The organism is Cohnella candidum (assembly GCF_003713065.1).
Lineage (GTDB): Bacteria > Bacillota > Bacilli > Paenibacillales > Paenibacillaceae > Cohnella > Cohnella candidum.
This window is the reverse complement of the sequence record NZ_CP033433.1, coordinates 4,427,501-4,452,923: the sequence shown is the minus strand read 5'-3', so window position 1 is coordinate 4,452,923 and position 25,423 is coordinate 4,427,501. Positions and strand designations below refer to the sequence as shown.

The 25,423-nt window shown below is 58.9% G+C and carries 22 protein-coding genes, 6 tRNA genes and 1 rRNA gene; all 29 read right to left on the bottom strand.

Going from position 1 to position 25,423, the window contains the following annotated elements:
* Positions 1-10: 10 nt before the first annotated feature.
* The 29 genes from trxB to EAV92_RS20445 all read right to left on the bottom strand — a co-directional run bounded on the left by trxB (position 11) and on the right by EAV92_RS20445 (position 25,270).
* Complete coding sequence (gene trxB / locus EAV92_RS20585) at positions 11-961, bottom strand: thioredoxin-disulfide reductase (protein ID WP_123042816.1); 951 nt, start codon at positions 959-961, stop codon at positions 11-13.
* A gap of 39 nt (positions 962-1,000) precedes the next feature.
* The gene (locus EAV92_RS20580) at positions 1,001-2,746 is read right to left on the bottom strand and encodes a tetratricopeptide repeat protein (protein ID WP_123042815.1); all 1,746 of its coding nucleotides are present in this window, start codon (positions 2,744-2,746) and stop codon (positions 1,001-1,003) included.
* Positions 2,747-3,022: 276 nt separating this feature from the next.
* Complete coding sequence (locus tag EAV92_RS20575) at positions 3,023-3,466, bottom strand: SRPBCC family protein (RefSeq protein WP_123042814.1); 444 nt, start codon at positions 3,464-3,466, stop codon at positions 3,023-3,025.
* 1 nt (position 3,467) lies between these two features.
* Positions 3,468-3,968, bottom strand: a complete 501-nt coding sequence (locus EAV92_RS20570; protein ID WP_123043834.1) for a MerR family transcriptional regulator — start codon at positions 3,966-3,968, stop codon at positions 3,468-3,470.
* 165 nt (positions 3,969-4,133) lie between these two features.
* On the bottom strand, positions 4,134-5,087 hold the full coding sequence (locus EAV92_RS20565; RefSeq protein ID WP_123042813.1) for a ribose-phosphate diphosphokinase: 954 nt from the start codon (positions 5,085-5,087) through the stop codon (positions 4,134-4,136).
* 83 nt (positions 5,088-5,170) lie between these two features.
* The gene (hisJ, locus tag EAV92_RS20560; protein WP_123042812.1) at positions 5,171-5,977 is read right to left on the bottom strand and encodes a histidinol-phosphatase HisJ; all 807 of its coding nucleotides are present in this window, start codon (positions 5,975-5,977) and stop codon (positions 5,171-5,173) included.
* 9 nt (positions 5,978-5,986) lie between these two features.
* Entirely contained in the window at positions 5,987-6,622 is a 636-nt protein-coding gene (hisIE, locus tag EAV92_RS20555; protein ID WP_241158581.1) for a bifunctional phosphoribosyl-AMP cyclohydrolase/phosphoribosyl-ATP diphosphatase HisIE, read from the bottom strand.
* 14 nt (positions 6,623-6,636) lie between these two features.
* Positions 6,637-7,395 (bottom strand): imidazole glycerol phosphate synthase subunit HisF, encoded by a 759-nt coding sequence (gene hisF / locus EAV92_RS20550; RefSeq protein ID WP_123042810.1) that lies wholly within the window; start codon positions 7,393-7,395, stop codon positions 6,637-6,639.
* A gap of 59 nt (positions 7,396-7,454) precedes the next feature.
* Complete coding sequence (gene hisA, locus EAV92_RS20545; RefSeq protein ID WP_123042809.1) at positions 7,455-8,195, bottom strand: 1-(5-phosphoribosyl)-5-[(5-phosphoribosylamino)methylideneamino]imidazole-4-carboxamide isomerase; 741 nt, start codon at positions 8,193-8,195, stop codon at positions 7,455-7,457.
* Positions 8,196-8,464: 269 nt separating this feature from the next.
* Positions 8,465-9,079, bottom strand: a complete 615-nt coding sequence (gene hisH / locus EAV92_RS20540; protein ID WP_123042808.1) for an imidazole glycerol phosphate synthase subunit HisH — start codon at positions 9,077-9,079, stop codon at positions 8,465-8,467.
* A 1-nt stretch (position 9,080) separates the two neighbouring features.
* Positions 9,081-9,683, bottom strand: coding sequence for an imidazoleglycerol-phosphate dehydratase HisB (gene hisB, locus EAV92_RS20535; protein WP_123042807.1), 603 nt, complete (start codon positions 9,681-9,683; stop codon positions 9,081-9,083).
* Positions 9,680-10,969 carry a histidinol dehydrogenase gene (gene hisD, locus EAV92_RS20530; protein WP_123042806.1) on the bottom strand — a complete coding sequence of 430 codons (1,290 nt, stop codon included), beginning with the start codon at positions 10,967-10,969 and terminating at the stop codon, positions 9,680-9,682. Before hisD ends, hisB begins: the two co-directional genes overlap by 4 nt.
* A 2-nt stretch (positions 10,970-10,971) precedes the next feature.
* Entirely contained in the window at positions 10,972-11,619 is a 648-nt protein-coding gene (hisG, locus tag EAV92_RS20525; RefSeq protein ID WP_123042805.1) for an ATP phosphoribosyltransferase, read from the bottom strand.
* Entirely contained in the window at positions 11,616-12,830 is a 1,215-nt protein-coding gene (locus EAV92_RS20520) for an ATP phosphoribosyltransferase regulatory subunit (protein ID WP_123042804.1), read from the bottom strand. The genes hisG and EAV92_RS20520 overlap by 4 nt, the downstream gene beginning before the upstream one ends.
* A 146-nt stretch (positions 12,831-12,976) precedes the next feature.
* Positions 12,977-14,884 carry an FAD-dependent oxidoreductase gene (locus tag EAV92_RS20515; protein WP_123042803.1) on the bottom strand — a complete coding sequence of 636 codons (1,908 nt, stop codon included), beginning with the start codon at positions 14,882-14,884 and terminating at the stop codon, positions 12,977-12,979.
* 42 nt (positions 14,885-14,926) lie between these two features.
* Positions 14,927-15,400 carry an acyltransferase gene (locus EAV92_RS20510; RefSeq protein ID WP_206424244.1) on the bottom strand — a complete coding sequence of 158 codons (474 nt, stop codon included), beginning with the start codon at positions 15,398-15,400 and terminating at the stop codon, positions 14,927-14,929.
* Positions 15,397-16,059, bottom strand: coding sequence for a pyrophosphatase PpaX (ppaX, locus tag EAV92_RS20505; RefSeq protein WP_123042801.1), 663 nt, complete (start codon positions 16,057-16,059; stop codon positions 15,397-15,399). The genes EAV92_RS20510 and ppaX overlap by 4 nt, the downstream gene beginning before the upstream one ends.
* Entirely contained in the window at positions 16,052-17,137 is a 1,086-nt protein-coding gene (gene lgt / locus EAV92_RS20500; RefSeq protein ID WP_123042800.1) for a prolipoprotein diacylglyceryl transferase, read from the bottom strand. Before lgt ends, ppaX begins: the two co-directional genes overlap by 8 nt.
* Before the next feature lie 29 nt (positions 17,138-17,166).
* Complete coding sequence (gene hprK / locus EAV92_RS20495) at positions 17,167-18,099, bottom strand: HPr(Ser) kinase/phosphatase (protein WP_123042799.1); 933 nt, start codon at positions 18,097-18,099, stop codon at positions 17,167-17,169.
* Between the two features lie 130 nt (positions 18,100-18,229).
* On the bottom strand, positions 18,230-19,354 hold the full coding sequence (locus EAV92_RS20490; RefSeq protein WP_123042798.1) for an ABC transporter ATP-binding protein: 1,125 nt from the start codon (positions 19,352-19,354) through the stop codon (positions 18,230-18,232).
* Positions 19,355-19,441: 87 nt separating this feature from the next.
* Positions 19,442-20,536 (bottom strand): PucR family transcriptional regulator, encoded by a 1,095-nt coding sequence (locus EAV92_RS20485; RefSeq protein ID WP_123042797.1) that lies wholly within the window; start codon positions 20,534-20,536, stop codon positions 19,442-19,444.
* A gap of 75 nt (positions 20,537-20,611) precedes the next feature.
* On the bottom strand, positions 20,612-21,559 hold the full coding sequence (locus tag EAV92_RS20480; RefSeq protein ID WP_123042796.1) for an MraY family glycosyltransferase: 948 nt from the start codon (positions 21,557-21,559) through the stop codon (positions 20,612-20,614).
* A gap of 127 nt (positions 21,560-21,686) precedes the next feature.
* A tRNA-Lys gene (locus tag EAV92_RS20475) sits at positions 21,687-21,762 on the bottom strand.
* A gap of 9 nt (positions 21,763-21,771) precedes the next feature.
* Positions 21,772-21,856: transfer RNA gene (locus tag EAV92_RS20470), tRNA-Tyr, on the bottom strand.
* A 28-nt stretch (positions 21,857-21,884) separates the two neighbouring features.
* Positions 21,885-21,960 (bottom strand) — tRNA-Phe (locus EAV92_RS20465).
* 26 nt (positions 21,961-21,986) lie between these two features.
* Positions 21,987-22,063 (bottom strand) — tRNA-Asp (locus tag EAV92_RS20460).
* Between the two features lie 13 nt (positions 22,064-22,076).
* A tRNA-Val gene (locus EAV92_RS20455) sits at positions 22,077-22,152 on the bottom strand.
* Positions 22,153-22,170: 18 nt separating this feature from the next.
* Positions 22,171-22,247, bottom strand: a tRNA-Met gene (locus tag EAV92_RS20450).
* 92 nt (positions 22,248-22,339) lie between these two features.
* Positions 22,340-25,270, bottom strand: a 23S ribosomal RNA gene (locus EAV92_RS20445).
* Between the last annotated feature and the right edge of the window lie 153 nt (positions 25,271-25,423).

The window sequence follows — 25,423 nt, the reverse complement described above, 5'->3', positions numbered from 1 at the left end:
TTTCCTGCTATTAGGAAAGGGCTCCCGACCAGTCGTGGACGGCCGAGCCTTCCAGGAACTTCTCGGCGTCAAGCGCCGCCATGCAGCCGCTTCCGGCCGCCGTGATCGCTTGACGGTATTTGTTGTCCTGCACGTCGCCGCAGGCGAAAATGCCCGGCACGTTGGTCTCGGAGGTACCCGGCTTCACCTTGATGTAGCCGATCTCGTCCGTGTCGATCTGGCCGTTCAGGAACTTCGTGTTCGGCGTGTGGCCGATCGCGACGAACAGGCCTTGCGTTTCGATGATTTCTTCTTGGTTCGTCTCGTTGTTCAGGACCTTCAGCCCCGTCACGCCCATGCCGGTCGCGACGACTTCGAGCGGCGTGCGGTTGAGGTTCCACGTGATTTTCGGGTTTTCGCGGGCGCGGTCCTGCATGATCTTGGAAGCGCGCAGCTCCGGCCGGCGATGTACGAGAACGACCTCGGACGCGAATCTCGTCAGGAAGTTCGCTTCTTCCATGGCGGAGTCCCCGCCGCCGACGACGATGATTTTCTTGCCGCGGAAGAAGAATCCGTCACAGGTCGCGCACGTGCTGACGCCGCGACCTACGTTGTCGCGTTCGTTCGGGATACCCAGGTACTTCGCGGAAGCGCCGGTGGAGATGATCAGCGTCTCGCCCTGCAGCGTTTCCCCGCCTTCCAGGGTCAGCGTGAACGGACGTTTGGACGTATCCACCGAGTTGACCCAGCCGGTACGGAATTCGGCGCCGAAACGCTCGGCTTGCTTGCGCATGTTGGCCATCAGATCAGGGCCCATGATCCCTTCCGGGAAGCCCGGGAAGTTCTCGACTTCAGTGGTCGTGGTCAATTGTCCGCCCGGTTCCGGTCCTTCGATGACCAGCGGATTCAGGTTGGCGCGCGCCAGGTAGATGGCCGCCGTCAGCCCGGAAGGGCCTGTTCCGATTACGATCGATTTGTACATGGTTCTCTTCCTCCGTCTCTCTCTATATAAGATATAAGCTTATTTAGGCTCCTTGAACGCGGGAGTCGTTAAATCCAATTTCTCGCGGATGCCGCAGGCTTCGTCGATCCGGTTGGCATACCGGCTGATGCTCGCCTGGGACGCCCCGTAACGGTTCACCAAATCGGAATAGGTGATCGTCCTGCGATGCATCTTGGCGGTCCAATACTCGAGCGCCGCGGCCCAGCCGGAAGCCTTGTGCAGCTTCGGCACTTCCGGGTACACGCGGGACAAGTAATCGACCCACAGCGTCATCATGTCGTGCTGCTGCACGACGTCGTAGCGGCCGGACATGTTCTCGAGCGCCTGCTCCAGCACCGCCTGCCACGCGCTGTCCCATACGGGAAGCTTCGCCGATTTGCGGCGGGCTTCCAGCGTCAGCGTGCGGCCGCTGAACGTCACGACCAGCGAATCCTGCACGCCGATCGAGCGAAGAACGAGCACCGCCACGCGTTTGAGCTCGTCCTCTTCCTCCGGGTCTACCAGGAAAGCCTTCAGGGCCTCGATCACCTCATCGTCGGCCACGAGGCCGAGCGCTTGGATGACCTGGACCTTCGTGCGGCGGTCTCCGTGGCGGAGCGCCCAGAAGAAGGACGAACGGATGAGCGGATCGCGTTTCAAAGCTTCCGACACGAGGCCGGGACTCGTCTCCCACCGCTTGAACTGCTCTTCGAAGGGCAAGTGGTAGTGATAATGGACCGGCGGCTTCTCTTCCCCCGCGCGGATCTTCTCGAGCTTCTTCAAATAAAACGCGGGCACTTCCGAATCCGGATCCAGCCGTCCCGCCTGCCGCCAATACCGGTCCGATTCGTCGAAGAGGCCGAGATTGGCCGCGGCCACGGCCGCGAAGTGGTGCAGGCTGGGTTCGCCGGACAACTCGCCGGTCTTCAGCAGCCGCCGGAAGTGCCGGTAGGCTTCCCGGTGCTCGCCGACGATCCCAAGGGTCGTGGCCAGCTTGAACACGTGCTCGGGATGGAACGGCACCGTCTTCCGGAGCTTCTCCATCAGCGACCGAAGCGCCGCGTCTCGGTTGGCATGCTGGTAAAAAATCGCCAGATTGCAGAGCGCGTGCAGGTTGCCCGGCTCCGCGTCCAGCACCTCGGTGATCGTCTGGACCGATTTGTCGAACAGGCCCATGTAATAGTATGCCAAGCCCAGATTGTTCCGCGCGGCCAGGAAGTCCGGCTGGCGCTCGATAATATCTTCCAGGATTTTGACCGCTTCGGCGAACCTTCCGGCCTCCAGGAGCTCGCGCGCCTTATCGTGCGCGTACATGTTCTCCTTCGACTTGATCGTGGCGATCTTCGTCGGGCGATTCAGCTCATAGCCGAGAAGGTCCAGCAGTTCGTCCGCTTCGTCGAGGAACTGGCCTTCCGGGTCGTTCTCCAAATAGCGCACGAGCGCTTCTTCGGCGGCCTCGTAGAGCTCCATGTTCGCGTAATTGTTGGCCAAGTAATAGTAGCACTCGGTCATCGCGGGATCGATCTGGTCGAGAACCGACCGCAAAATCACGTTCGATTCCTCGTAGCGCCCCATTTCCGACAAAATGCCGGCCATATTGCAGTGGTTCACCGGATTTTCCGGTTCGTATTCGACAGCCCGGCGAAAATACTTCAGTGCCTTGTCGTAATGAAACCGATCCAGCGACTGCACGGCGCGTTCGAAGAAAAAAGTCGCGTCCAGACGCATCGGAATCACTTTCGGACGACGGCTTTTGTTGCTGGCCGCGCGTTTCCGCTGACTCATCGGCAAGGCACCTCCCCGGTTGTACTCGCGTTTAAGTTCACGCTATGCCTCCATGCGTTTCCCCTCTTCATCACCCAAGATTATATCACAGCACTTGCCATCCATAAAATAAAAACGCGCGCCCGGGGAGGACGTTCAATTTATAATCATTATAATCTAAGTTTCATTTTAAACAAGAGGGTCGGTTGAAAATTAGAGGACACCAAAAACAGCCTTAGCTCGGCGAAAGACCGAACGAAGGCTGCCCCTACCGCTTGTTTTCGATTATCCGATTCATCAACTGTCCAGCGCGTCGCCAAGCCGGTCCAGCAACGCTTTCGTTCCATGTTCGCGCTGTTCGGGCGTGTCATGCCCGTCCAGGAAAACGCCCTGTTCGGTGAAGATCAGACGGGTGCCGCCGCTATCCGACGTTTGGAACTCCACCGTGGCGACGGAGACGGAAATCCGGGTGTCTTCCATGTCCATCACGTACGAGTAAACGATGCGCTTGTCCGGAACGATCTCCTGATAGTGAGCATCGAACGTATAAAGCGGGCCTCCTCCCGGCGGACGTCCTCGATTGAGTTCGCGGCCGCCGACGCGGAATTCGAACTCGTCGGCTTTCGGGAACCAGGCGGCTTTGGCAGACTGGTCCGACCAAGCGGCAAATACTCGCGCCGGCGAGTGTTTATAGCTCCGTTCGATGACGAATGCGGCATGTTTCGCGGATGGTTCCTGCATGTTATTTTTCCTCCTTGTCCGGTTCTTCCGGATTGTCATCGAGATACTCGCCAAGCCGGTCGAGATGGAGATCCCAGCTGCTCTTCCGCTCGGCGAAAAACTTCTCGTGATTCAAACGCATCACTCGCATGATTTCGGCGAATTGTTCGACGGTAAAAGGTTCGTTTCTCTGCATCCGGCCAGACACGTTCTCCAATTCGCTCAGGAGCTTCTGTTGAACGCGGATATTTTCCTTCAGCCGTTCCATTTGCAGCGAGACGATGTCAAACAGGCTGAGCTGATCTCCGGCCAGAACCGATTTGATCTCCTCCAGAGACAGCCCTAACTCTTTCAGGGAAAGAATTTGCTGCAACCGGGACAGGTCCGATTCGCCATAAAGCCGATATCCCGCAACGGAATGGCCGGAGGGCGAAAACAAGCCGATTTGGTCGTAATAACGCAATGTACGAATCGTCAAGCCCGCCAACTTCGCAAGCTCTCCGACTTTCCACTCCTTTGGCATGATCATCCCCTGTCTTTTTCGCCAGCTGTTTACCGGTAACTTTACTATAGACCATGACGTGACGTAAGGGTCAAGCGTTATCTGCAAACTTTTGCCAAAAAGAAAAACCACCGGACCCGTTAAGATTCAGTGGTTGTAACATATGAACGATTCTCTTTATCTACATTAGACGCCCGCGTTCTTGAACAGCGTGCTGATCGAGCCGCCTTCCATGATGATCCGGATCGCTTCGGCCAGCATCGGGGCGACCGACAGAACCTTGAAACGATCGGGATGCTCTTCCGGAAGCAGGATCGAGTCCGTCACCACGACCTCTCGGATGAACGGGTGGTCCAGCTTCTGGATGGCGTTCGCGGAGAACAGCGGGTGCGTCGCGCAGACGTAGACGTCTTCCGCTCCGCGTTCCTTCAAGCTTTCGACGACGTTGACGATCGTCGTGCCGGTATCGATCAAATCCTCGATGATGATCGGCGTGCAGCCTTCGACCTCGCCGATGACGTGCGTGATGACCGATTCGTTGTGCGCCGGGCGTTTCTTGATCATGATCGCGAACGGAGCGTTCAGCTGGTTCGCCAGCTTCTCGGCCGTCGAGGCTCGTCCCGCGTCGGGCGAAACCACGACCGGGTTCGGCAGGTTCAGCGATTTCAGGTGATCGCTGATCAGGTCCAGCGCGGTCAGATGGTCTACCGGAATGTTGAAGAAACCTTGGATCGCCGGAGCATGCAGATCGATCGTAATGACGCGTGTCGCGCCTACGGTCGTCAGGACGTCGGCCACCATTTTGGCGGAAATCGGCTCGCGCGGCGCCGCTTTGCGTTCTTGGCGAGCATAGCCGTAATAAGGAAGTACGACATTGATGGTGCGGGCCGAAGCGCGTTTGGCCGCATCGATCATGACCAGCAGCTCGACGAAATAGTCGTTGATGGGATGGGAATAGGACTGGATAAGGAAAACGTCGCAGTTGCGGATCGTTTCCTCGTAGTGCACATACACCTCGCCGCTTTTGAACCGGGAAAGCTTGATCTTCCCGAGCGGGAGTCCTAGCTGTTCGGCGATCTTGCGAGCCAGCGGCTCGTTGGACGATCCCGAGAAAACGCGGAGTTTACTGCTGCTGTACATGTGCCCCTCCAAAAAAATCGGATTGTGCGACAATAACCGACTCATTTCGTTCCTTACCCATTATACATGACATGGGAGGTTTTTCACAAAGGAATCCTATCCCTTTTCCGTCCCTGGAACGTGGCAATTTCGTTAAAACCGGCGGCCCTCAGGAGGCGCTCCGCTTCCTCGCTTTTTTGTCCAACGCGGTCGGGGTGGTGAGCATCCGAACCGTACGTGACGGGGATGCCCAGCGTATGGGCCCGCTCCAACATGCGCAAGGACGGGTACATTTCCTTAGCCGCCGTATGGATGCCTGCCGCGTTCAACTCGATGGCGAGCCCGTGTTTCGAGACGGCTTGCAGGGCGCTGTCCTCAAGCTCGGTCACGTCTTCTTCGGGGCGATAGCCGAAGCGCTTGATCGCGTCAATATGGCCGATGTAATCGTACAGTCCCGTGGCGGCGGCTTTGCGGACCGCATCATAGTATTGCTCATAAACTTGGAAGACGCTGCGCCCTTCCCAGTTGTGCACCTGCCGGAAGTCGGTCACGTCCCAAGTCCCCAGAAAATGCACCGAGCCGATGACGTAATCCCAAGGATACGCCTGCACGATTTTAGCGATCGCGTCCTCGTACCCCTCGATAAAATCGCCTTCCAGCCCGACGCGCACGGAGATTTCGTTTTGATACTTGTCCTTCAGTCTGAGGCACTCTTCCACGTAACGGGGCAGCTCGTCCATCGGCATCGCCATTTCGGGATAATACGCCGCCGGGTCGACATGAAGAAGAGGCATGTGATCGGACAAGCCGATCTGTACCATGCCTTTCGCAATCGCGCTTTGCACGTATTCCTCGATCGTTCCGACGGCATGGCCGCAGCGGACGTTGTGTGTATGGTAATCGATTTTCATCCGGTCCACCTAGTCTTTCTTGACCGGCTTGCGATGACGGAATTCCAGTTCGGCCAGCACGTCGTCCAGCGGAATCCCCTGTTCCCGGAGCAGGACCATCAAGTGGAAAATGAGGTCCGCCGCCTCGGCGCGCAGCTCTTGAGCGTCACGGTTCTTGCCCGCGATGATGACCTCCGCCGACTCTTCCCCGATTTTCTTGAGGATTTTGTCCAGGCCCTTCTCGAAAAGGTAGGTGGTGTACGAACCTTCGGTGCGCTCGGCATCGCGCTGGGCGATTGTCGACTCCAGCTGGCTGAGCGGCGCGAAGCGGTCCGGGTTCGGCTGGGCTTCTTGGCCGTCTGCGCTGCGGTAGAAGCAGCTGTAAGCGCCGGTGTGGCAGGCCGGGCCGGCTTGCTTCACCGTCACGAGCAGCGTGTCGCCGTCGCAGTCGTACTTCAGGGAGACGACCTCTTGCGTGTGGCCGCTCGTCGCGCCTTTGTTCCACAGCTCGTTGCGGGAACGGCTCCAAAACCACGTTTGCCGGGTTTCCAGCGTTTTGCCCAGCGATTCCCGGTTCATGTAGGCCAGCATCAGCACTTCCTTGCTGATCGCGTCCTGCACGATCGCGGGTACCAGTCCTTGCTCGTCGTACCGGATTTGTTCCATCCATGCCGTATCGGTCACCTGACGTTCACTCCTTTGCTCCGCAGCTCTTGCTTCACTTCGTTTACGGTCACTTCTTTATAGTGGAAAATGCTCGCAGCCAGCGCTGCGTCGGCGTGTCCGAGCGTGAGGACGTCGGCAAAATGCCGGGCGTTTCCCGCTCCTCCCGAGGCGATGACCGGAATGCCGACCGCGTCGGAAATCGTCCGGGTGAGCCCCATGTCGAAGCCGTCCTTCGTGCCGTCGGCGTCCATGCTGGTAAGCAGCAGCTCGCCCGCGCCTCTCCGTTCGGCTTCCTTCGCCCATGCCAGCGCGCGGATGCCGGTCGGTTTGCGCCCGCCGTGCGTGTAAACTTCCCATTCCTGCCACTCGGCATTGAACTTCGCGTCGATCGCGACGACGATGCACTGCGCGCCGAAGGTCCGGGAGCCGTCCGCGATGAGGTCCGGATTCAGGATGGCGGCCGTGTTGATGCCGATTTTGTCCGCGCCTGCGCGGAGCAGGCGCTTCATGTCCTCGACGGCTTTGATGCCGCCGCCCACGGTGAACGGAATCGAGACTTCCTCCGCCGTGCGGCGGACGACGTCGACCATCGTTTCGCGCCCTTCATGGGAAGCCGATATGTCGAGGAACACGAGCTCGTCGGCGCCTTCCTTGTCATAGAGGGCGGCGAGCTCTACCGGGTCCCCGGCGTCCCGGAGGTTGACGAAGTTAACTCCCTTGACGACCCGGCCGTCTTTGACGTCGAGGCAGGGAATGATTCTTTTGGCGAGCATGGGCAATCTCCTTTCGTAACCGGATCAGCCGGCGGCGGCAAAACGATTGCTGCCGATTCTTAAGCCTGCGCGGACGCTTTGCGGACGGCTTTGGCGAGGCTGATGCTGCCGGTGTACAGCGCTTTGCCGACGATGGCGCCGCCGACGCCGTCGTTCGCGTGCGCGGCGAGCCGGTCCAGGTCCTCCGGACGGCTGACGCCTCCGGACGCGATGACCGTGCGGCCGGATACTTGCGCGAGGCGAACGATCGCCTCCACGTTCGGGCCGCCCATCATGCCGTCGCGCGAGATGTCGGTGAAGATGAAGGTTTGCGCGCCTTCGGCGGCGAGTTGTACGGCAAGGTCCTCGGCTTTCACCTCGGACGTCTCCAGCCAGCCGCGGATGGCGACGAGGCCGTTGCGCGCGTCGATGCCGATCGCGACGGCGGAGCCGTGCTTCGCGAGCACGCGCGATACGAACGCGCGGTCCTCGATGGCCGCGGTGCCGAGGATGACGCGGGAGACACCGAGTCCGAGCAGGCGCTCGACGTCCTCTTCCTTGCGGAGGCCGCCGCCTACCTGAACGGGCACGTTCACGGACTTGGCGATGCGGCCGATCAGCTCGTCGTTGACCGGATGGCCGGCTTTGGCGCCGTCCAGGTCCACGAGATGGATCCATTGGCCCCCCTGCGCTTCCCAATCGCGTGCGACGGCTGCCGGGTCTTCGTTGTAGACCGTTTCTTGGTTATAATCGCCCTGCACGAGCCGGACGCACTTGCCGTCGCGGATGTCGATGGCGGGGTAGATGATGAACTTGGACATACGGTGAAACCTCCGAACGCGGCCCCTTGCGGGTCCGCGGTGATGGGTGGTGTGAAGGGCGGGTGCTCCAACGGTACTTTCTCACGTTACAAGTCACAAAGCCGCGCTTTTCAGCGCTCCAACGGTACTTTTTACCGTTGCAGACGATTGAATCGACCTGGCAGCCGCTCTAACGGTACTATCTACCGTTGCAAGACTTAGATCAGTCCGTTTGGATGCTCCAACGGTACTTTCTACCGTTACAGCCCTGCCGCCGCGCGCTAGTGCGCTCAGCCAGCCTGACGGGCGGTCAGCTCGAGGAAGCGCCGGAGCAGCAGCGTGCCGAGCTCGCCGCTTTTCTCCGGGTGGAACTGCATGCCGAACAAATTGCCGCGTCCGACGATCGCCGTTACCGGCTGGTGATAGTCGGTCACCGCGAGCAGATCTTCCTTCCGCTCTGGCAGCGCATGGTACGAGTGCACGAAGTACACGTGGCCCGGCTCTAAGTCCGCGAACAGCGGGCTGTCCTGCAGAAACTCCAGGTCGTTCCAGCCCATGTGCGGCACCTTGTAAGAGCCTTGGAACCGCACGACGCGGCCGGGAAGCAATCCGAGGCCCTCATGCCGGCCGTGTTCCTCGCTCTCGGAGAACAGCAGCTGCATGCCCAGGCAAATGCCCAGCAGCGGCTTGCCGCTCGCGGCGTATTCCTTCACGACCGCGTCCAGCCCGGTCTCGCGCAGGTTCGCCATCGCGTCGCCAAATGCGCCGACGCCGGGCAGGATCGCGCCGTCCGCGCCCAGAATCTCGGCTGGATTCGAAGTCACGACCGCCTCGTACCCGAGCCTTTCGATCGCTTTGCTCACGCTGTGCAGGTTGCCCATGCCGTAATCGATGATCGCGATCATCTTACAGCACTCCTTTCGTGGAGGGCACGCCTTTCACGCGGGGATCGATCGAGGTCGCTTCGTCCAGCGCGCGTCCCAGCGCCTTGAACACCGCTTCGATCATGTGGTGCGTATTGCGGCCGTAATGCACGATGACATGCAGCGTGATCCGCGATTCCAGCGCCAGCTTCCACAGGAACTCGTGCACGAGCTCGACCGTGAAGCTGCCCACCGTCGCAGCCGGAAATTCCCCGCGCATCTCGAAATGCGGCCGACCGCTGATATCGATAATGACCTGGCCCAGCGCCTCGTCCATCGGAACGAACACGCTTGCGTAGCGCTTGATGCCCTTCTTGTCGCCGAGCGCCTTATGCAGCGCCTGGCCGAGGCAAATCCCGATGTCCTCTACCGTGTGGTGGTCGTCGACGTCGACGTCGCCCCGCGCTTCCACCTTCAGGTCGAACTGTCCATGCCTGGCGAACAAGTCGAGCATGTGGTTCAGGAAAGGAACGTCGGTCTCGATCGACACGTCTCCCGATCCGTCTACGTTCAAAGCCAGCTGTATGTCCGTTTCTCCCGTTTTACGGGATACGGAACCTTGGCGTCCTTCCGCCCATTCACTCATTGCGATTCCCCGCCTTCCAATCGGATTTCCACCGCGCGCGCGTGGCCTTCGAGTCCCTCGTGCCGGGCCAGCGTCGCAATGCCGGACGCGTCCCGCAGAAGGGCTTCCTTGCTGTATCTTATCAAGCTGGATTTCTTCAGAAAATCGTCCACGTTGAGCGGAGACGAGAACCGGGCGGTCCCGTTCGTCGGCAAAATGTGGTTCGGCCCCGCGAAGTAGTCGCCCACCGGCTCGGAGCTGTACGGCCCGAGGAAAATCGCTCCTGCCGTCTCGATCCGACCCAGCAGCTCCAACGGATCCTCCGTCATCACCTCGAGATGTTCCGGAGCGAGCTTGTTGATCACATCTACGCCCGCATTCACATCATCCACGAGCAAAATCGCCCCATACTGCTCCAGCGACTTTTCCGCGATCTCCCGGCGAGGCAGCAGCGCGACCTGGCGCTTCAGCTCCGCCTCGACCTCACGGGCCAGCTTCTCCGACGGCGTCACGAGCACCGCCGACGCCATCTCGTCGTGCTCCGCCTGCGACAGCATATCCGCGGCCACGTACCGCGGATCCGCGCTGTCGTCCGCCAGCACGGCGATCTCGCTCGGGCCCGCGATGCTGTCGATGTCGACCGCGCCGAAAACGGCGCGTTTCGCCAACGCCACATAGATGTTGCCGGGCCCGCAAATCTTATCGACGGCGGGAATGCTCGCCGTCCCGTAAGCCAGCGCCGCCACCGCCTGCGCGCCCCCGACCCGGTAGATCTCCGTCACGCCCGCTTCCGCGGCGGCGACGAGAATGTACGGGTCGATGCCCTCGCGCCCGCCCGTCGCGGGCGGCGTCACCATCGCGATCTCCGGCACGCCGGCGACCTTGGCCGGAATCGCGTTCATGAGCACCGACGACGGATAAGCCGCTTTGCCGCCGGGCACGTACAGACCGACCCGCCGCAGCGGCCGGATGACCATGCCGAGCATCGTGCCGTCCGGCGACACGTCCATCCAAGAATTCCGCTTCTGCTTTTCATGAAAAGCCCGAATGTTCGCCGCCGCTTGCCGCAGCGCAACCAAGAAATCCTGCTCCACGAAACCGTACGCGGCCTGGATCTCTTCTTGCGTCACGCGAAGCCGCTCCGGCGTCAATTCCACTTTATCGAACGAAGCCGTGTACCTCAGCAGCGCGTCGTCGCCTTCGCGGCGAACCGCCTCGACGATCGTCGCGACGGCAGCGTTCTGCTCCGGCGTGCCGTATTCGCTCTCCCGCTCCAGCCGAAAACCGGAAGCCAATCCGATATACATGCTCACACGCCTCCTTGAACCGCAATCGCGCGCCCAAGCTGGTCGCACAGCGTTTGGATCGCCGTATTTTTCAGACGGTAGCTGACGCGGTTGGCGATGAGCCGGCTGGTCACCTGGAACATCTCCTGCATCTCCACCAGCCCGTTCTCCCGCAGCGTCTGCCCCGTTTCCACCATATCCACGATGCGGTCGGCCAGGCCGATCAGCGGCGCCAGCTCGATGGAGCCGTTCAGCTTGATGACCTCCACCTGCTGTCCTTGCTCGCGGAAATATTGAGAAGCCACGTTCGGATACTTCGTCGCCACGCGCGGATGGATGACCGGCTTCCAGTCCGGCAGCCCGATCACCGACATCCGGCAACGCGCGATGCCGAGGTCCAGCAGCTCGTATACGTCCTTCGCTTCCTCCATCATGACGTCCTTGCCCACGACGCCGATGTCCGCCACGCCGTATTCCACGTAAGTCGGAACGTCGACCGGCTTCGCCATAATGAATTCCATGCCCGCTTCCGGCACGGGAATGATGAGCCGCCTCGAGTCGTCGAAATCCTCGGGGATCGGAAGGCCCGCCTGGCGGAACAGCTTGCTCGCCTGCTTGTAAATCCGCCCTTTGGGCATGGCCACCTTCAAAACGCCGCCGTTCTCCGTCATACGCGTCCTCCTTCCCCGAAAACGATCATTTCGCCGTACTCCGTTCCCCTGTGCGAGAAGACACTGCCTGCCGCAGCCGCTTTCCGCAATTCCGCAGCCAACTCGGGATCCGCCGCCATTTCCGTTACGACGACGCGTCCTTCTCCGCGCAAGCGTTCGGCTGACGCCAGAGCTTGCCCGCGCGCGGCCGGCGCATACACGATCAGCGTCTTGCCGGCCGCTGCCGGCTCTTCCTCCACGACTTCCAGGATCCGCGTCGTCTTAAGCGCGAAGCCGGTCGCCGCCGCAGGCCGCCCGAACTGGGCCAGCAAGTTATCGTATCGGCCGCCGCTGCAGACCGGGAAGCCCAAATTCGAAGCGTAGCCTTCGAACGTCATGCCCGTATAGTAAGAGAAATCCCCGATCATCGTCAGGTCGATCAGGACATGCTCTTGCACGCCGTAGGCTTCCAGCACGTCCCAGATTTCGCACAAATGGCGGATCGCCGCCCGCGCGCCGTCGCTGCCGCTCAGCTGCATCGCTTGCTCGCATACCTCTTGGCCGCCGCGCAGCCGGAGAATGCCTTCCAGCTCCGCGCGTTGGGATTCGTCCATATCCAACGAACGCAAAATGTGCCGGTACCCGACATGGTCCCGCTGCAGCAGGCAAGCTTTGAGCGCCTCCTGCTCCGCTTCCCGGCCGGGCAGCGTTTCTTGGAACAGCCCGTTCAGGAAACCGACGTGGCCGAACGCGATTTTGAAGGAACGCACTCCCGCAGCCTGCAGGGAGGCGATCGCCAAAGCAATGATCTCGGCGTCCGCTTCCGGCGACGGATCCCCGACGAGCTCGACGCCCGTCTGGAAAAACTCCGCTTCCCGCCCCGCATCCTCTTCGAATGCGCGGAACACGTTGCCGTGATAGCTCAGGCGCAGCGGAAAAGGCTGCTCCTTCAGCAGCGAGCCCACGACCCGCGCGATCGGCGCGGTCATGTCCGAACGCAGCACGATCGTCGTGCCGCGCTGATTGAGCAGCTTGAACAGCTTCTGGTCGGACGTCGCGCTCGCCACGCCGACCGTATCGTAATATTCCATCGTCGGCGTCATGATCTGATCGTAGCCCCAGCGATGCATGCATTCCAATACGCTCCGCTCGATATGGCGCAGCTTGGAAACGGCATGGGGCAAGTAGTCTTTGACGCCGATCGGCTTCTCAAAACCTTTGGGTTTCGACACTCCAAACACCTCGTAACGCTTTAGTAAGTTAATGTGCTACCATGTTACCATACTGCCAAAATAAAGGGTTTGATCCACTTTAGCATGAAACCGATCCATCGTCAAGAAACGAAGGCAGCCCCCCGATCGCTCGAGGGGCATACCGTTTATTCATACTTCACGCCGACGTATTTCTCCATCAAATCGCGGATCAGCATGAACGTATCGCCGTTCGTCAGCTTCTCCGGATCTTTGATGCCGTCAATCGTTTGCTGCGCCAGCCACCCTTTCGAGAGCAGCGCCGCCTCCGCCGAATCCGGCGTCAGTTCGAGTCCGCCGGCCAGCCCGATCGTATAGGCCGCTTGCTTCAACGACAGCGCGTGCTTCGCAGGATCGGCGATCGTCGTGATCGCCTTGGAGGGCTCACCTTGGAAGAAGCTCGGATGCACCTTCTTCACCCCGAGCATCGCGTTGACGAAACGCTGAGGATTCGAGGCTCCGTCCAAGTCGAAATGCTTGTTGTCATAATCGCCGAAGGCCAAATTCATGCTGACCGCGGCGAGAAGCCCCGGATAAGCGGGGTTCTTGGCATAGTCCGGCGTCTTGATCTCCGGCATGGTCAGATCCATGCCCTGAGCCGTCAACCGCTTCCGCAGCTCCGCGATATCCGTCTTCGAACGGGACAGTTCCCGGAAGCTGACGCCTTTCTCGATGGCCAGCTTGGCTGCGGCGCCTGCCGCTTGTCCCGTCGCCATGCCGAGCGGAATGACGCGCGCGCTTCCGTGCGGCAGCGAGTCGAAGCTGGCGGACCGGCCGACGACGAGGAGCCCGTCCACTTCCAGGGGGACCAGCGTACGGAACGGAACGCCGTACGCTTGGGGCTTCAACGCGACGGCGCCCGGGTCATTCGCGTTCCGGCTCTGAATGTCCACCTGATAAGAGCCGTACGCGACGGCGTCCCATGCGTCCCGGTTTTGCATCAAATCCGTCATTTTCAGCCGGTACTCGCCTTCGATGTGGCGCGATTCCCGCACATAAAGCTCGGGTGCGGTCCCCGCGTATTCGAGGTTACGGAATTCCTTGAACGTCTTCTTTAAGTATGCGGCAATGAGGGGGGCTTCCTTACGCCCGATCTCCAGTCCTTCCCGCACGGATGCGGGATTCAACGGATCCACGTCGTAGATGTGCATGGCGTTGATGAGGATCGTGTTGTCGTTTTGCCGGCCGATGTTGAGCCCGCGGAGCTTGACCCGTTTCGGGTTGCTCGACACGTAATCCTTGGCGGTGGGAAAGCCCCAGGCGCTCATCTTGTCGATGCCGGAATCCTTATGTTTGCCGAACGACTCCCAGACCTCCTGGGTGACGCCGCTCATCTTGAACACCAACGTAACCGCCATGCGCGCGCTCGGCTCTCCGATGTCTTCCCGACCGAACGTATAAGGAACGCCTGCCGCAGCCGCGATGTCCGCGTCCTGCGTGGCGTCAATCAGCGCCTTGGTCCCGATTTCCGCCGTGCTTCCGTCTTCCTTCACGATCCGAAGTCCCGTCACCTGGTGGCCCGTGAGCATCGGTTCCATTTTGCGGACCTTCAGCAGGACGTCGATGTTCGATTCCGCCGCGACCATCTTATTGAATGCATTGGCCGCCGTGTTCACGTCGAACGACGTTCCTTCGATCTGGTCGTACCATTCCTGGAAAATGCCTTTATTCAAAAAATTGTGCTTGCCCGTCAGCGGCTGCTGTTTCGGAGAATAGTTATTGTCGAGGGAGTTGAGCCAGCCGAGCGTCATCAAGCCGCCCAGAATATTGCGGTCCCTTCCGTCGACCAGCAGAACCTTCAGCCCGTTGCGGGCCGCCGATACGGCTGCCGTGACGCCTTCGGGATCCGTTCCCGCGACGATGACGTCGTAGGATCCGGAGAGCTTCGACGACACCTTGACCGGCTGCAGCTCTTGGCGTTTCGCTTCATTGACGACCTCACCGCGGAATTTCCAAATGAAAAATGCCGTAATCATTCCAATGAGGACCAGGACCAGAAGAAGGACCTGTTTCTTGCGCGTGGATAAAGCAGGCATGAAGCCACTCCTGTCGGGGATGAAAAATATACGCGAGCGGCTCTAAAGCTCTCTGAGCGGATTGCCTCCCACCCTCGCGTGAGCGGGAACGTCGCGGTGCACGACGGAGCCGGCCGCGACCACCGCGTGATCGCCGATCGTCACGCCGGGCAGCACCGTTACGTTGGCACCTATCATGACGTTGGAGCCTATCGTAATGTTGCCGAGCCTGTACTCGGCAATCAAATATTCATGGGTGAGCAAAGTCGTGTTGTAGCCGATGATGGAGTTATCGCCGACGGTAATCCGCTCGGGGAAAAACACGTCGACCATGACCATCAGCGCGAATGCCGTGCGGTCCCCGACTTTCATGCCGAGTACGTGACGGTAGATCCAGTTCTTCACCGGAAGGCTGGGACAATACCGAGCCAACTGGATAAAAACGAAATTCCGGACGGCTTTCCATCTGGATACCGTCCGGTAGACTTGCCAAAGCGAATTCGGTCCTTCCACCGGATACCGCTCTACGTTTCTCAAGCTTCCGCACCCTCGATTCCGCATAACGTCAGCAGCTCTTCCATGCGATGAATGACGAGCGCCGCTCCCGCTTCTTCCAGTACCGCTTGTCCTTTCAGCGACCATGCGACCCCGATCGGCATCGCGCCCGCGCGGATCGCCGATTCCATGTCGACCGTGCTGTCGCCCACCATCGCGGTGTGGACCGGCTCGGCTCCGATCGCCTCCATTGCTTTCTGAACCGGCTCCGGATGCGGCTTTGCATGTTGAACGTCGTCCAGCGTGATGATGATATCCATGTGCTCGAACAGTCCGAACATCCGGAGCGCTCTTTCGGTCGTGGGCCGCATCTTGGTCGTCACCACGCCCATGCGGATCCCCTGCGCCTTCAGCCTGCGCACGACCTCCGCCACGCCCGGAAATAGTACGACCATTTCGTCATGCTTCAAATAGTTGTATTCCCGGTAGGACTGGGTCAGCGCCGTGACGTCCTCGAGACCGGAGAACAGCCGAAGCTGGTCGCTGAGCGGCAGTCCCATGCTGGGGATGATGTGCTCCCGGCCGAAGTCTTCCGAGACCGTTCCTTTCAAAGCGTGCAGAAACGATTGGATAATCAGCTCGTTCGTATCTACGATGGTGCCGTCCAGGTCGAACAAGACGGCTTTGATTTCTTTAGTCATCCTTGCGCGTGTCTCCATTCTGTTCTGGCTCGGCCGGAACATCCGGAGATGCTTCAGCCTTGTCTTCGTTGTCGATTGGAGCGGCATCTTGTACGCTGACCGGTTCTTCCGCGTTTTCCGCCACGACTGCCGACTCCGCTGGCACCGCGGCTTCCGCCGGGACCGTTCCCTTACGTTCAACCGGATCCAAGTACCGTTCTTTGGCGGCTCCGGTCACCCTGCGTACGACGATGAAAACGATGCCTGCAACGACCAGAATCAGCGCCAGCAGTTGGGAAGTTCGAACGTTGCCGTAAGCCGGATCCAGGTAGCCTTCTTCGAAAACGGCGGTCATCGGCGACCAGATGCCGCGAAGCAGGGAGGCCAGCCAGTCCGGGCCTTGAAACGCCAAGCTATCCGTGCGCAGCGCTTCAACCAAGAATCGGCCGAACGAATACCAAATCAGGTAAAACGCGCACAGCTCGCCGACCCTCAAGAACCTCATGCGCCGGATGATGAAGATGATCGCGAGGCCGACCAAGCTCCACAGCGATTCGTACAGGAAAGTCGGATGGCGATATATGCCCCCGATGTACATTTGGTCCACAATGAAGTTCGGAAGGTGCAGCGTGTTCCGCAGGAAATTTTCGTTCGTCGGACCCCCGTACGCTTCCTGGTTCATGAAGTTGCCCCAGCGTCCGATCATTTGGCCGATCAGCAGCGACGGCGCGCAAATGTCCACGATACGAATGAACCGGTAACCTTTGGCCCTGGAATAGATGAAGCCGCATAAGAAGGCACCGATCAAGGCGCCGTAAATCGCGATGCCGCCGTTCCAGATCTGGACGATCTCGCCCGGATGAGCGCTGTAGTAATCCCATTTGAACGCGACGTAGTATATCCGCGCGCAGATGATGGCCGAGGGAACGCCATACAGCAGCAGATCAAGGAAAAAGTCCGGCATGATGCCGAACCGCTTGCCCTCTTGTATCGCTAAAAACAATCCCGCCAATGCGCCCAGGCCCAAAATGATCCCGTACCAATGTACCGTTAAGGGCCCGAGCGTAAAAGCGATCGGATTCAAGCTAAGTGGAAGCATGTTCGTCCTCCGTCCCGACTATTCTCTTGTCACTCGTAATCGTCGTCCGCGATCGCTTCGGTCAATTTGTTCGTGAATTGCAGGGCTGCGTTGTAGCCCATGCGCTTCAACCGATAGTTCATGGCGGCGACTTCCAAAATGACCGCAAGGTTGCGACCGGGCCTTACCGGCACGGTCAGCAGCGGAACCTCGGTATCGATGATTTTGGTCGTTTCTTCGTCCAGCCCCAGCCGGTCGTACTGCTTGCCCTGCTCCCAGTTCTCCAGCTTCACGACGAGGCTGATGCTCTTCTGGTTGCGGACCGCGCCGGCGCCGAACAGCGTCATGACGTTCAAAATGCCGAGGCCGCGGATTTCGAGCAGGTGGCGGATGAGATCCGGCGCGCTGCCGAACAGGTAGTTGTCCGCGGTTTGGCGGATTTCGACGGCATCGTCCGCTACGAGACGGTGCCCGCGTTTGACCAACTCAAGGGCGGTCTCGCTTTTGCCGATGCCGCTGCCTCCTGTGATGAGCATGCCGACTCCGTATACGTCGACGAGTACGCCGTGGATCGTCGCGGACGGCGCCAGCCGCTTCTCCAGGAAGTTGGTAATCCGGCTCAGCAGGATCGTCGTCGCGACGCCGCTTCGCAGCACGGGAATGTGGTGTTCATTGCCGATATCCACCAGCTCTGCCGGCGGTTGAAGGCCTCGCGTAATGATGATACACGGGGTCTGCTCGCCGCACAGGCGTTCCATGCGATCCCGGCGCATCTCCGTCGTCAGCGTCTCCAGGAAGGCCAGCTCGGTGCGGCCCAGAATCTGTACGCGCTCCGCGGGATAGTAATTGAAATAGCCGGCCATTTCCAGTCCGGGCCGGTTCAAGTCATCCGTCTCGATCGTGCGCCGCAGCCCGTCTTCGCCGGCTGCGACCTCGAGATGAAATTGCTGCACGAGTTCGGAAACCTTCACTTTTTTGGGCATCGTACAGCTCCTCTCCGATTTTCCAATACAATCGTAACGAAAATGGGCGGTTAAAGCAATGATGCATATTCCGCCGCGGAAGGTAAAAAAAACCGCCCGGCCAAAGGCCGGACGGTTCGCGGTTGAGAGATTAGTTAGCCTCGAACACGTTCAGTTCGGAGTCCTTGTCGAACACGTGAACTTTGTTCATGTCGATCGCCAGTTTGACGTTCTGGCCTTCTTGCAGGCCGGAGCGGCCGTCGACGCGGGCGATGACGTTGTCTTTGCCCAGGCCGTTCAGGTAAAGGAACATTTCGTGACCGAGGTTCTCGGAAACTTCGATGTTCGCGTTGATGATCGAGTTCGGGGAAGCTTCGATGAAGACCGGCTCTTCGTGGATATCTTCCGGACGAACGCCCAGGATGATTTCCTTGCCGATGTAGCCTTTGCTGCGGAGCAAGCTAGCTTTGCCTTGCGGCACTTCAACGTTGATGCCCGTAGCGCGGAAACGAACGGCGCCGCCTTCTTCAACCAGTTGGCCCGGCAGGAAGTTCATGGCCGGAGCGCCGATGAAGCCTGCAACGAACAGGTTAACCGGGTGGTTGTAGAGCACTTCCGGAGTAGCGGCTTGCTGGATCAGGCCGTCTTTCATGACGACGATGCGGTCGCCCATCGTCATGGCTTCCGTCTGGTCGTGGGTAACGTAGATGCAAGTCGTTTCCAGACGCTTCATCAGCTTGGAAATGTTCGCGCGCATTTGCGTACGCAGCTTGGCGTCCAAGTTGGAGAGCGGTTCGTCCATCAGGAACACTTGCGGTTCGCGGACGATTGCGCGGCCCAGGGCAACGCGCTGGCGCTGACCACCGGAGAGAGCCTTCGGCTTGCGCTCGAGCAGGTGCTCGATTTCAAGCGTGCGAGCGGCTTCGCGAACGCGGCGATCGATTTCGTCCTTGCGGAATTTGCGCAGTTTCAAACCGAAAGCCATATTTTGATAAACGTTCATATGCGGATAAAGTGCGTAAGACTGGAACACCATCGCGATGTCGCGGTCTTTCGGAGCAACGTCGTTCACGACGCGGTCGCCGATGTAGAGTTTGCCTTCGGAAATTTCTTCGAGGCCCGCGATCATGCGGAGGGTCGTGGACTTACCGCAACCGGAAGGTCCGACCAGAACGAGAAACTCTTTGTCTTCGATGTCGAGGTTGAAGTCCGTTACGGATGCTTTGTCCGAACCCGGATATTTTTTGAATACATGTTCCAAACGTACGCCTGCCATTGCATTTCCCCCTAACGCTCGTTTAAGGTACGTAACCATCTTACCTCGGACCGGGCGAATTGACTATGCACAAAGCGTACAAAAAATTCATTTCCTTTTCGTGACTTTGTACAATAGCAATAAAATGCGCACCAAAACCGCGTCGTTAAAGGAACGGACGTCCAAGCCCGCCTCTTGCTTGATCTTATCCAGCCGGTACAGCAGGGTGTTGCGGTGGATGAACAGTTTTTTGGCCGTCTCACTGACGTTGCAGTCCATGGAGAAGAAGGCGTCCAGCGTCGATACCGTTTCCGGGTCGTTGAACAAATCCGGCCTGCCCATCATCTCTTCGACGAACCGGCTGCGGACCGCTTCGGGAATGCCGCTGAGCAGCCGTTCCAGATGGATCAACCATGGCAAATGAACCTGCATGCCCATGTGGAATCTCCGCCCAAGCTGCACGGTCTCCCGGAGAATCGCGACCGTATGGACGACGCTTTCGGCCGGATCGATCGGTTCCCCGACGGCCACATGACACTCTCCGCCCCATTCGCCGGTCACCATTTGATGAAGTCCCGAAGCCAGCGACGCCAGCACCGTCTTCCCTTCATCGCTGTCGACGATCTCCTCGTCGGCGCCTTCGGTTTCGGCCATCATCCGGTCGGGCGCGAGGATGAGCCATTCATGTTCGCGCAGCGGAACGAGCAGCGTATCTTCGCTCAGGAAAGAGCGAAGCGCTTTCTCGAGATCGGAATAGGAGGGCTCCTTGTCTTCCGCTTGCTCGCACATGAGCAGGAAAGGAATCATCCCGTCGAACAGCCGCGTCCGAAGCTCCATCCGTTCGGGAACCTCCGCCCGCGTATCACCTCCCGACACGCATTGAATGATCCATTCGCCGAGCTTGCGCGCCTGGCGTTCCAAATCCGAGGCGCCGCCGGCCGGGGCACGGCCGTTTCTTTGCCGAAGAAGCAGGCGAAGAAGCTCCTGCTCCAGTGCCGTGAATTCCCCTGCAGTGTCGTACACGGTGATCTCGGATCCGGCCGTCCGCGCGACGAAACGCGTCCCTTCCGGAAGCTTCACCGAGTCCCCGGCTTCGGGATACTTGCTCCCGCCTTCCCGTTCCCACTCCGCGGCCGTCATCGTCCTGGTCGTCACTTTGGCTCCCAGCAACTGCTCCAACTGCTGCCATTTCGCACTCTGCATCGCGCTTCCCCTTTGCCGGCCAACGTTTTCTGCGTGTATTGTATCATATTTCGCAGGACCGGGGGGAATGCCCTCTTAACGGAGCATGAGGAGAACGACAATTGAAAGGAGCGAAAAAACCGCCGCGATCAAGTATAGGAAGGATACGGTCTGAACCTGGGTGAGGCCCCATTTCATGAGACTGTGGTGCGTATGCAGATTGTCCGCGCGGTGCAGGCCTTTGCCTTCAAGGATCCGCCTCGTGAACACGATCACGGTATCGAGAATCGGCACGCCCAGCGCAAGCAGGGGGACCGACAGGGAAAGGAAAGTCGCTCCCTTCAGGGTTCCGTCGACGGCAATTACGGCAAGCGTATATCCCAAAAAGGTGGCGCCGGCGTCACCCATGAAAATGCGCGCAGGGTGGAAGTTGTAGGCGAGAAAAGCGAGACACGACCCGGCCAGCGCGATCGCCACGACCGCGGTCACCTGCTGGGACTCGATCAGCGAGGCGAAGAAAATCGTCAGCGAGGAGATGACGCAGACGCCGGAGGCCAGTCCGTCGATTCCGTCGATGAAATTGACCATGTTGATCAAGGCAAAGACCCATACGGCGGTTACGATGGCGGAAATGACGGGAGGAAACAAAATCATGGCGGCTGGCGATGGGGAGGAAACGCCCTGGATCGTGATCCCGTGCCAAACGGGAATGAACGAGACGGCTATGTACAGAAGCAAACGAGGCCACACCGGGAAATCGCGTCCGCGCGATTTGAAGGAATCGTCCAACAGGCCGATCGCCACGAGAATCGCTCCGCCCGTCACGATCGTGCGAAGCAGCGGATGGCTGCCGAGGAACAGGAACGAGCTGAGGATCACGCCGGCGAAAATCGCCACGCCCCCGGACAGAGGGATGGGTTTGGAATGGATTTTGCGTCCCGTGGGGCGATCCACGAAACCGAGCCGAAGCGCGGCCGCGCGAACGACGGGAACGAGCGCCATTACCGTGATGAACGCAACGGCCAATGCATAGAGATAGGTCATGGGCGGTCCTCCGGAATGAACTTTGTATTAACAGTTCCCCAACCGGGCTTCGGCCATCCGCCGTTCTTACCATGCATTCGTACAAAACAAAAAACAGACGCTCGCGCATCTGCCTCGTTGTTATGACTGGTGAGCCATGAAGGACTCGAACCTTCGACACCCTGATTAAAAGTCAGGTGCTCTACCAACTGAGCTAATGGCTCGTAAAGAAATGGTGGAGGCTGATGGATTTGAACCACCGAACTCAGAGAGAGCAGATTTACAGTCTGCCGCGTTTGGCCGCTTCGCTAAGCCTCCACGATGTCCGCCTTTGAGGGGCAAACAATGGTGGCTCGGGACGGAATCGAACCGCCGACACGAGGATTTTCAGTCCTCTGCTCTACCATCTGAGCTACCGAGCCATATAAATTGTTATTTGTAAATAAAATGGCGGAGCCGACGGGATTCGAACCCGCGGTCTCCTGCGTGACAGGCAGGCATGTTAGGCCTCTACACCACGGCTCCGCGTTGTAAAGAATGGTGGAGGCTGAGGGGATCGAACCCCCGACCCTCTGCTTGTAAGGCAGATGCTCTCCCGGCTGAGCTAAGCCTCCACGGGAAGGAAAGAAAGTTGGTAGCGGCAGAGGGGATCGAACCCCCGACCTTTCGGGTATGAACCGAACGCTCTAGCCAGCTGAGCTACGCCGCCACGTCCATTACCATTTCAGGGCTTGCGCCCTGAAAACCGGATAGCGAAACTTGAAAGCAGTGCTGAAGAAACAATCACCTGTGTTAACTGCGTAGGATAAGCCCTCGACCGATTAGTACCCGTCAGCTGCACGCGTTGCCGCGCTTCCACCCCGGGCCTATCAACCTGGTGTTCTTCCAGGGGTCTTACGAATTGGGAAATCTCATCTTGAGGCGGGCTTCGCGCTTAGATGCTTTCAGCGCTTATCCCTCCCGCACTTGGCTACCCAGCGGTGCTCCTGGCGGAACAACTGGTACACCAGCGGTGCGTCCATCCCGGTCCTCTCGTACTAAGGACAGCCCCTCTCAAATTTCCTACGCCCGCGACAGATAGGGACCGAACTGTCTCACGACGTTCTGAACCCAGCTCGCGTACCGCTTTAATGGGCGAACAGCCCAACCCTTGGGACCTACTTCAGCCCCAGGATGCGATGAGCCGACATCGAGGTGCCAAACCTCCCCGTCGATGTGGACTCTTGGGGGAGATAAGCCTGTTATCCCCAGGGTAGCTTTTATCCGTTGAGCGATGGCCCTTCCATTCGGTACCACCGGATCACTAAGCCCGACTTTCGTCCCTGCTCGACTTGTGGGTCTCGCAGTCAAGCTCCCTTATGCCTTTGCACTCTTCGCGCGATTTCCAACCGCGCTGAGGGAACCTTGGGGCGCCTCCGTTACTTTTTAGGAGGCGACCGCCCCAGTCAAACTGCCCGCCTGACACGGTCCCTTCACCGGATTCACGGTGACAGGTTAGAACTCCGATACGATCAGGGTGGTATCCCAACGTCGCCTCCACCGAAGCTGGCGCTCCGGCTTCTAAGGCTCCCACCTATCCTGTACAGACCGTACCAAAGTCCAATATCAAGCTGCAGTAAAGCTCCATGGGGTCTTTCCGTCACGTCGCGGGTAACCTGCATCTTCACAGGTACTAAAATTTCACCGGATCTCTCGTTGAGACAGCGCCCAAGATCGTTACGCCATTCGTGCGGGTCAGAATTTACCTGACAAGGAATTTCGCTACCTTAGGACCGTTATAGTTACGGCCGCCGTTTACTGGGGCTTCGGTTCACAGCTTCGGGTTGCCCCTAACCGCTCCCCTTAACCTTCCAGCACCGGGCAGGCGTCAGCCCGTATACTTCGCCTTACGGCTTCGCACAGACCTGTGTTTTTGCTAAACAGTCGCTTGGGCCTCTTCACTGCGGCCCCCTCGCGCTATTCACGCTACCGGGGCACCCCTTCTCCCGAAGTTACGGGGTCATTTTGCCGAGTTCCTTAACGAGAGTTCTTCCGCGCGCCTTAGAATTTTCATCTCGCCTACCTGTGTCGGTTTACGGTACGGGCACCTTCGCCTGGCTAGAGGCTTTTCTCGGCAGCGTGAGCACAAGACCTTCGGTACTGCAATTTTCCCTCCCCATCACAGCTCAAGGTTATAGTGTGCGGATTTGCCTGCACACACCCCTCACTGCTTGGACGAGCTATTCCATCAGCTCGCGTCCTTGCCCTCCTGCGTCCCCCCATCGCTCGTAACGGCTTACGGTGGTACAGGAATTTCAACCTGTTGTCCTTCGACTACGCCTTTCGGCCTCGCCTTAGGTCCCGACTTACCCTGGGCGGACGAACCTTCCCCAGGAACCCTTAGGCTTTCGGCGGACAAGATTCTCACTTGTCTTTTCGTTACTCATACCGGCATTCTCACTTGTATGCAGTCCACCAGTCCTTCCGGTCTGACTTCTACCCGCATACAACGCTCCCCTACCCAAGACACCTAAGTGTCATGCCATAGCTTCGGTGGTGTGTTTAGCCCCGTTACATTTTCGGCGCAGAGTCACTCGACCAGTGAGCTATTACGCACTCTTTAAATGGTGGCTGCTTCTAAGCCAACATCCTGGTTGTCTTCGCAACTCCACATCCTTTCCCACTTAACACACACTTGGGGACCTTAGCTGATGATCTGGGCTCTTTCCCTCTTGACGACGGATCTTAGCACTCGCCGTCTGACTCCCGAGTATACATCCATGGCATTCGGAGTTTGACTGGACTTGGTAACCCTTGGCGGGCCCCGCACCCAATCAGTGCTCTACCTCCATGATGCTAAACCTCGAGGCTAGCCCTAAAGCTATTTCGGGGAGAACCAGCTATCTCCGAGTTCGATTGGAATTTCTCCCCTACCCCCACGTCATCCCAGAGCTTTTCAACGCTCACGAGTTCGGGCCTCCAGTGCGTATTACCGCACCTTCACCCTGCACAGGGGTAGATCACACGGTTTCGGGTCTACGACCACGTACTTAAGCGCCCTATTCAGACTCGGTTTCCCTTCGGCTCCGCCTCTACAGCTTAACCTTGCACGTGAACGTAACTCGCCGGTTCATTCTACAAAAGGCACGCCATCACCCATTAATCAGGCTCTGACTTCTTGTAAGCGCACGGTTTCAGGTTCTTTTTCACTCCGCTCCCGCGGTGCTTTTCACCTTTCCCTCACGGTACTGCTTCACTATCGGTCGCCAGGGAGTATTTAGCCTTGGCAGATGGTCCTGCCGGATTCCCACGGGGTTTCACGTGTCCCGCGGTACTCGGGATCCGTCTCGGAGAGAGCAGGCTTTTGGCTACAGGGCTCTTACCTTCTATAGCGGGACTTTCCAGTCCTCTTCGCCTAACCTGCTCTTTTATCACTCCATGTGAGACGTCCCACAACCCCAGGGAGCAAGCTCCCTGGTTTGGGCTAATCCGCTTTCGCTCGCCGCTACTGACGGAATCACTCTTGTTTTCTTCTCCTCCAGGTACTTAGATGTTTCAGTTCCCTGGGTGTGCCTCTTCATGAGCTATGGATTCACTCATGAGTAACTGCGCATTACCGCAGCTGGGTTTCCCCATTCGGAGATCCCCGGATCAACGCCTACTTACGGCTCCCCGAGGCATATCGCTGTTCGTCGCGTCCTTCGTCGGCTCCTGGCGCCTAGGCATCCACCGTGCGCCCTTATTAGCTTAACCTTGCTGTGGATCCTAAGATCCGCAGTTGCAGTCAAGGCACAAGGTGCTTGATGTTTTCTTCAGCGCATTGCTTTCGTTTCGCTATCCAGTTTTCAAGGTGCAATTCCTCGCTGCCTCATTGGCAGGAAGATCATCTTATCACGGCTCGCTTCG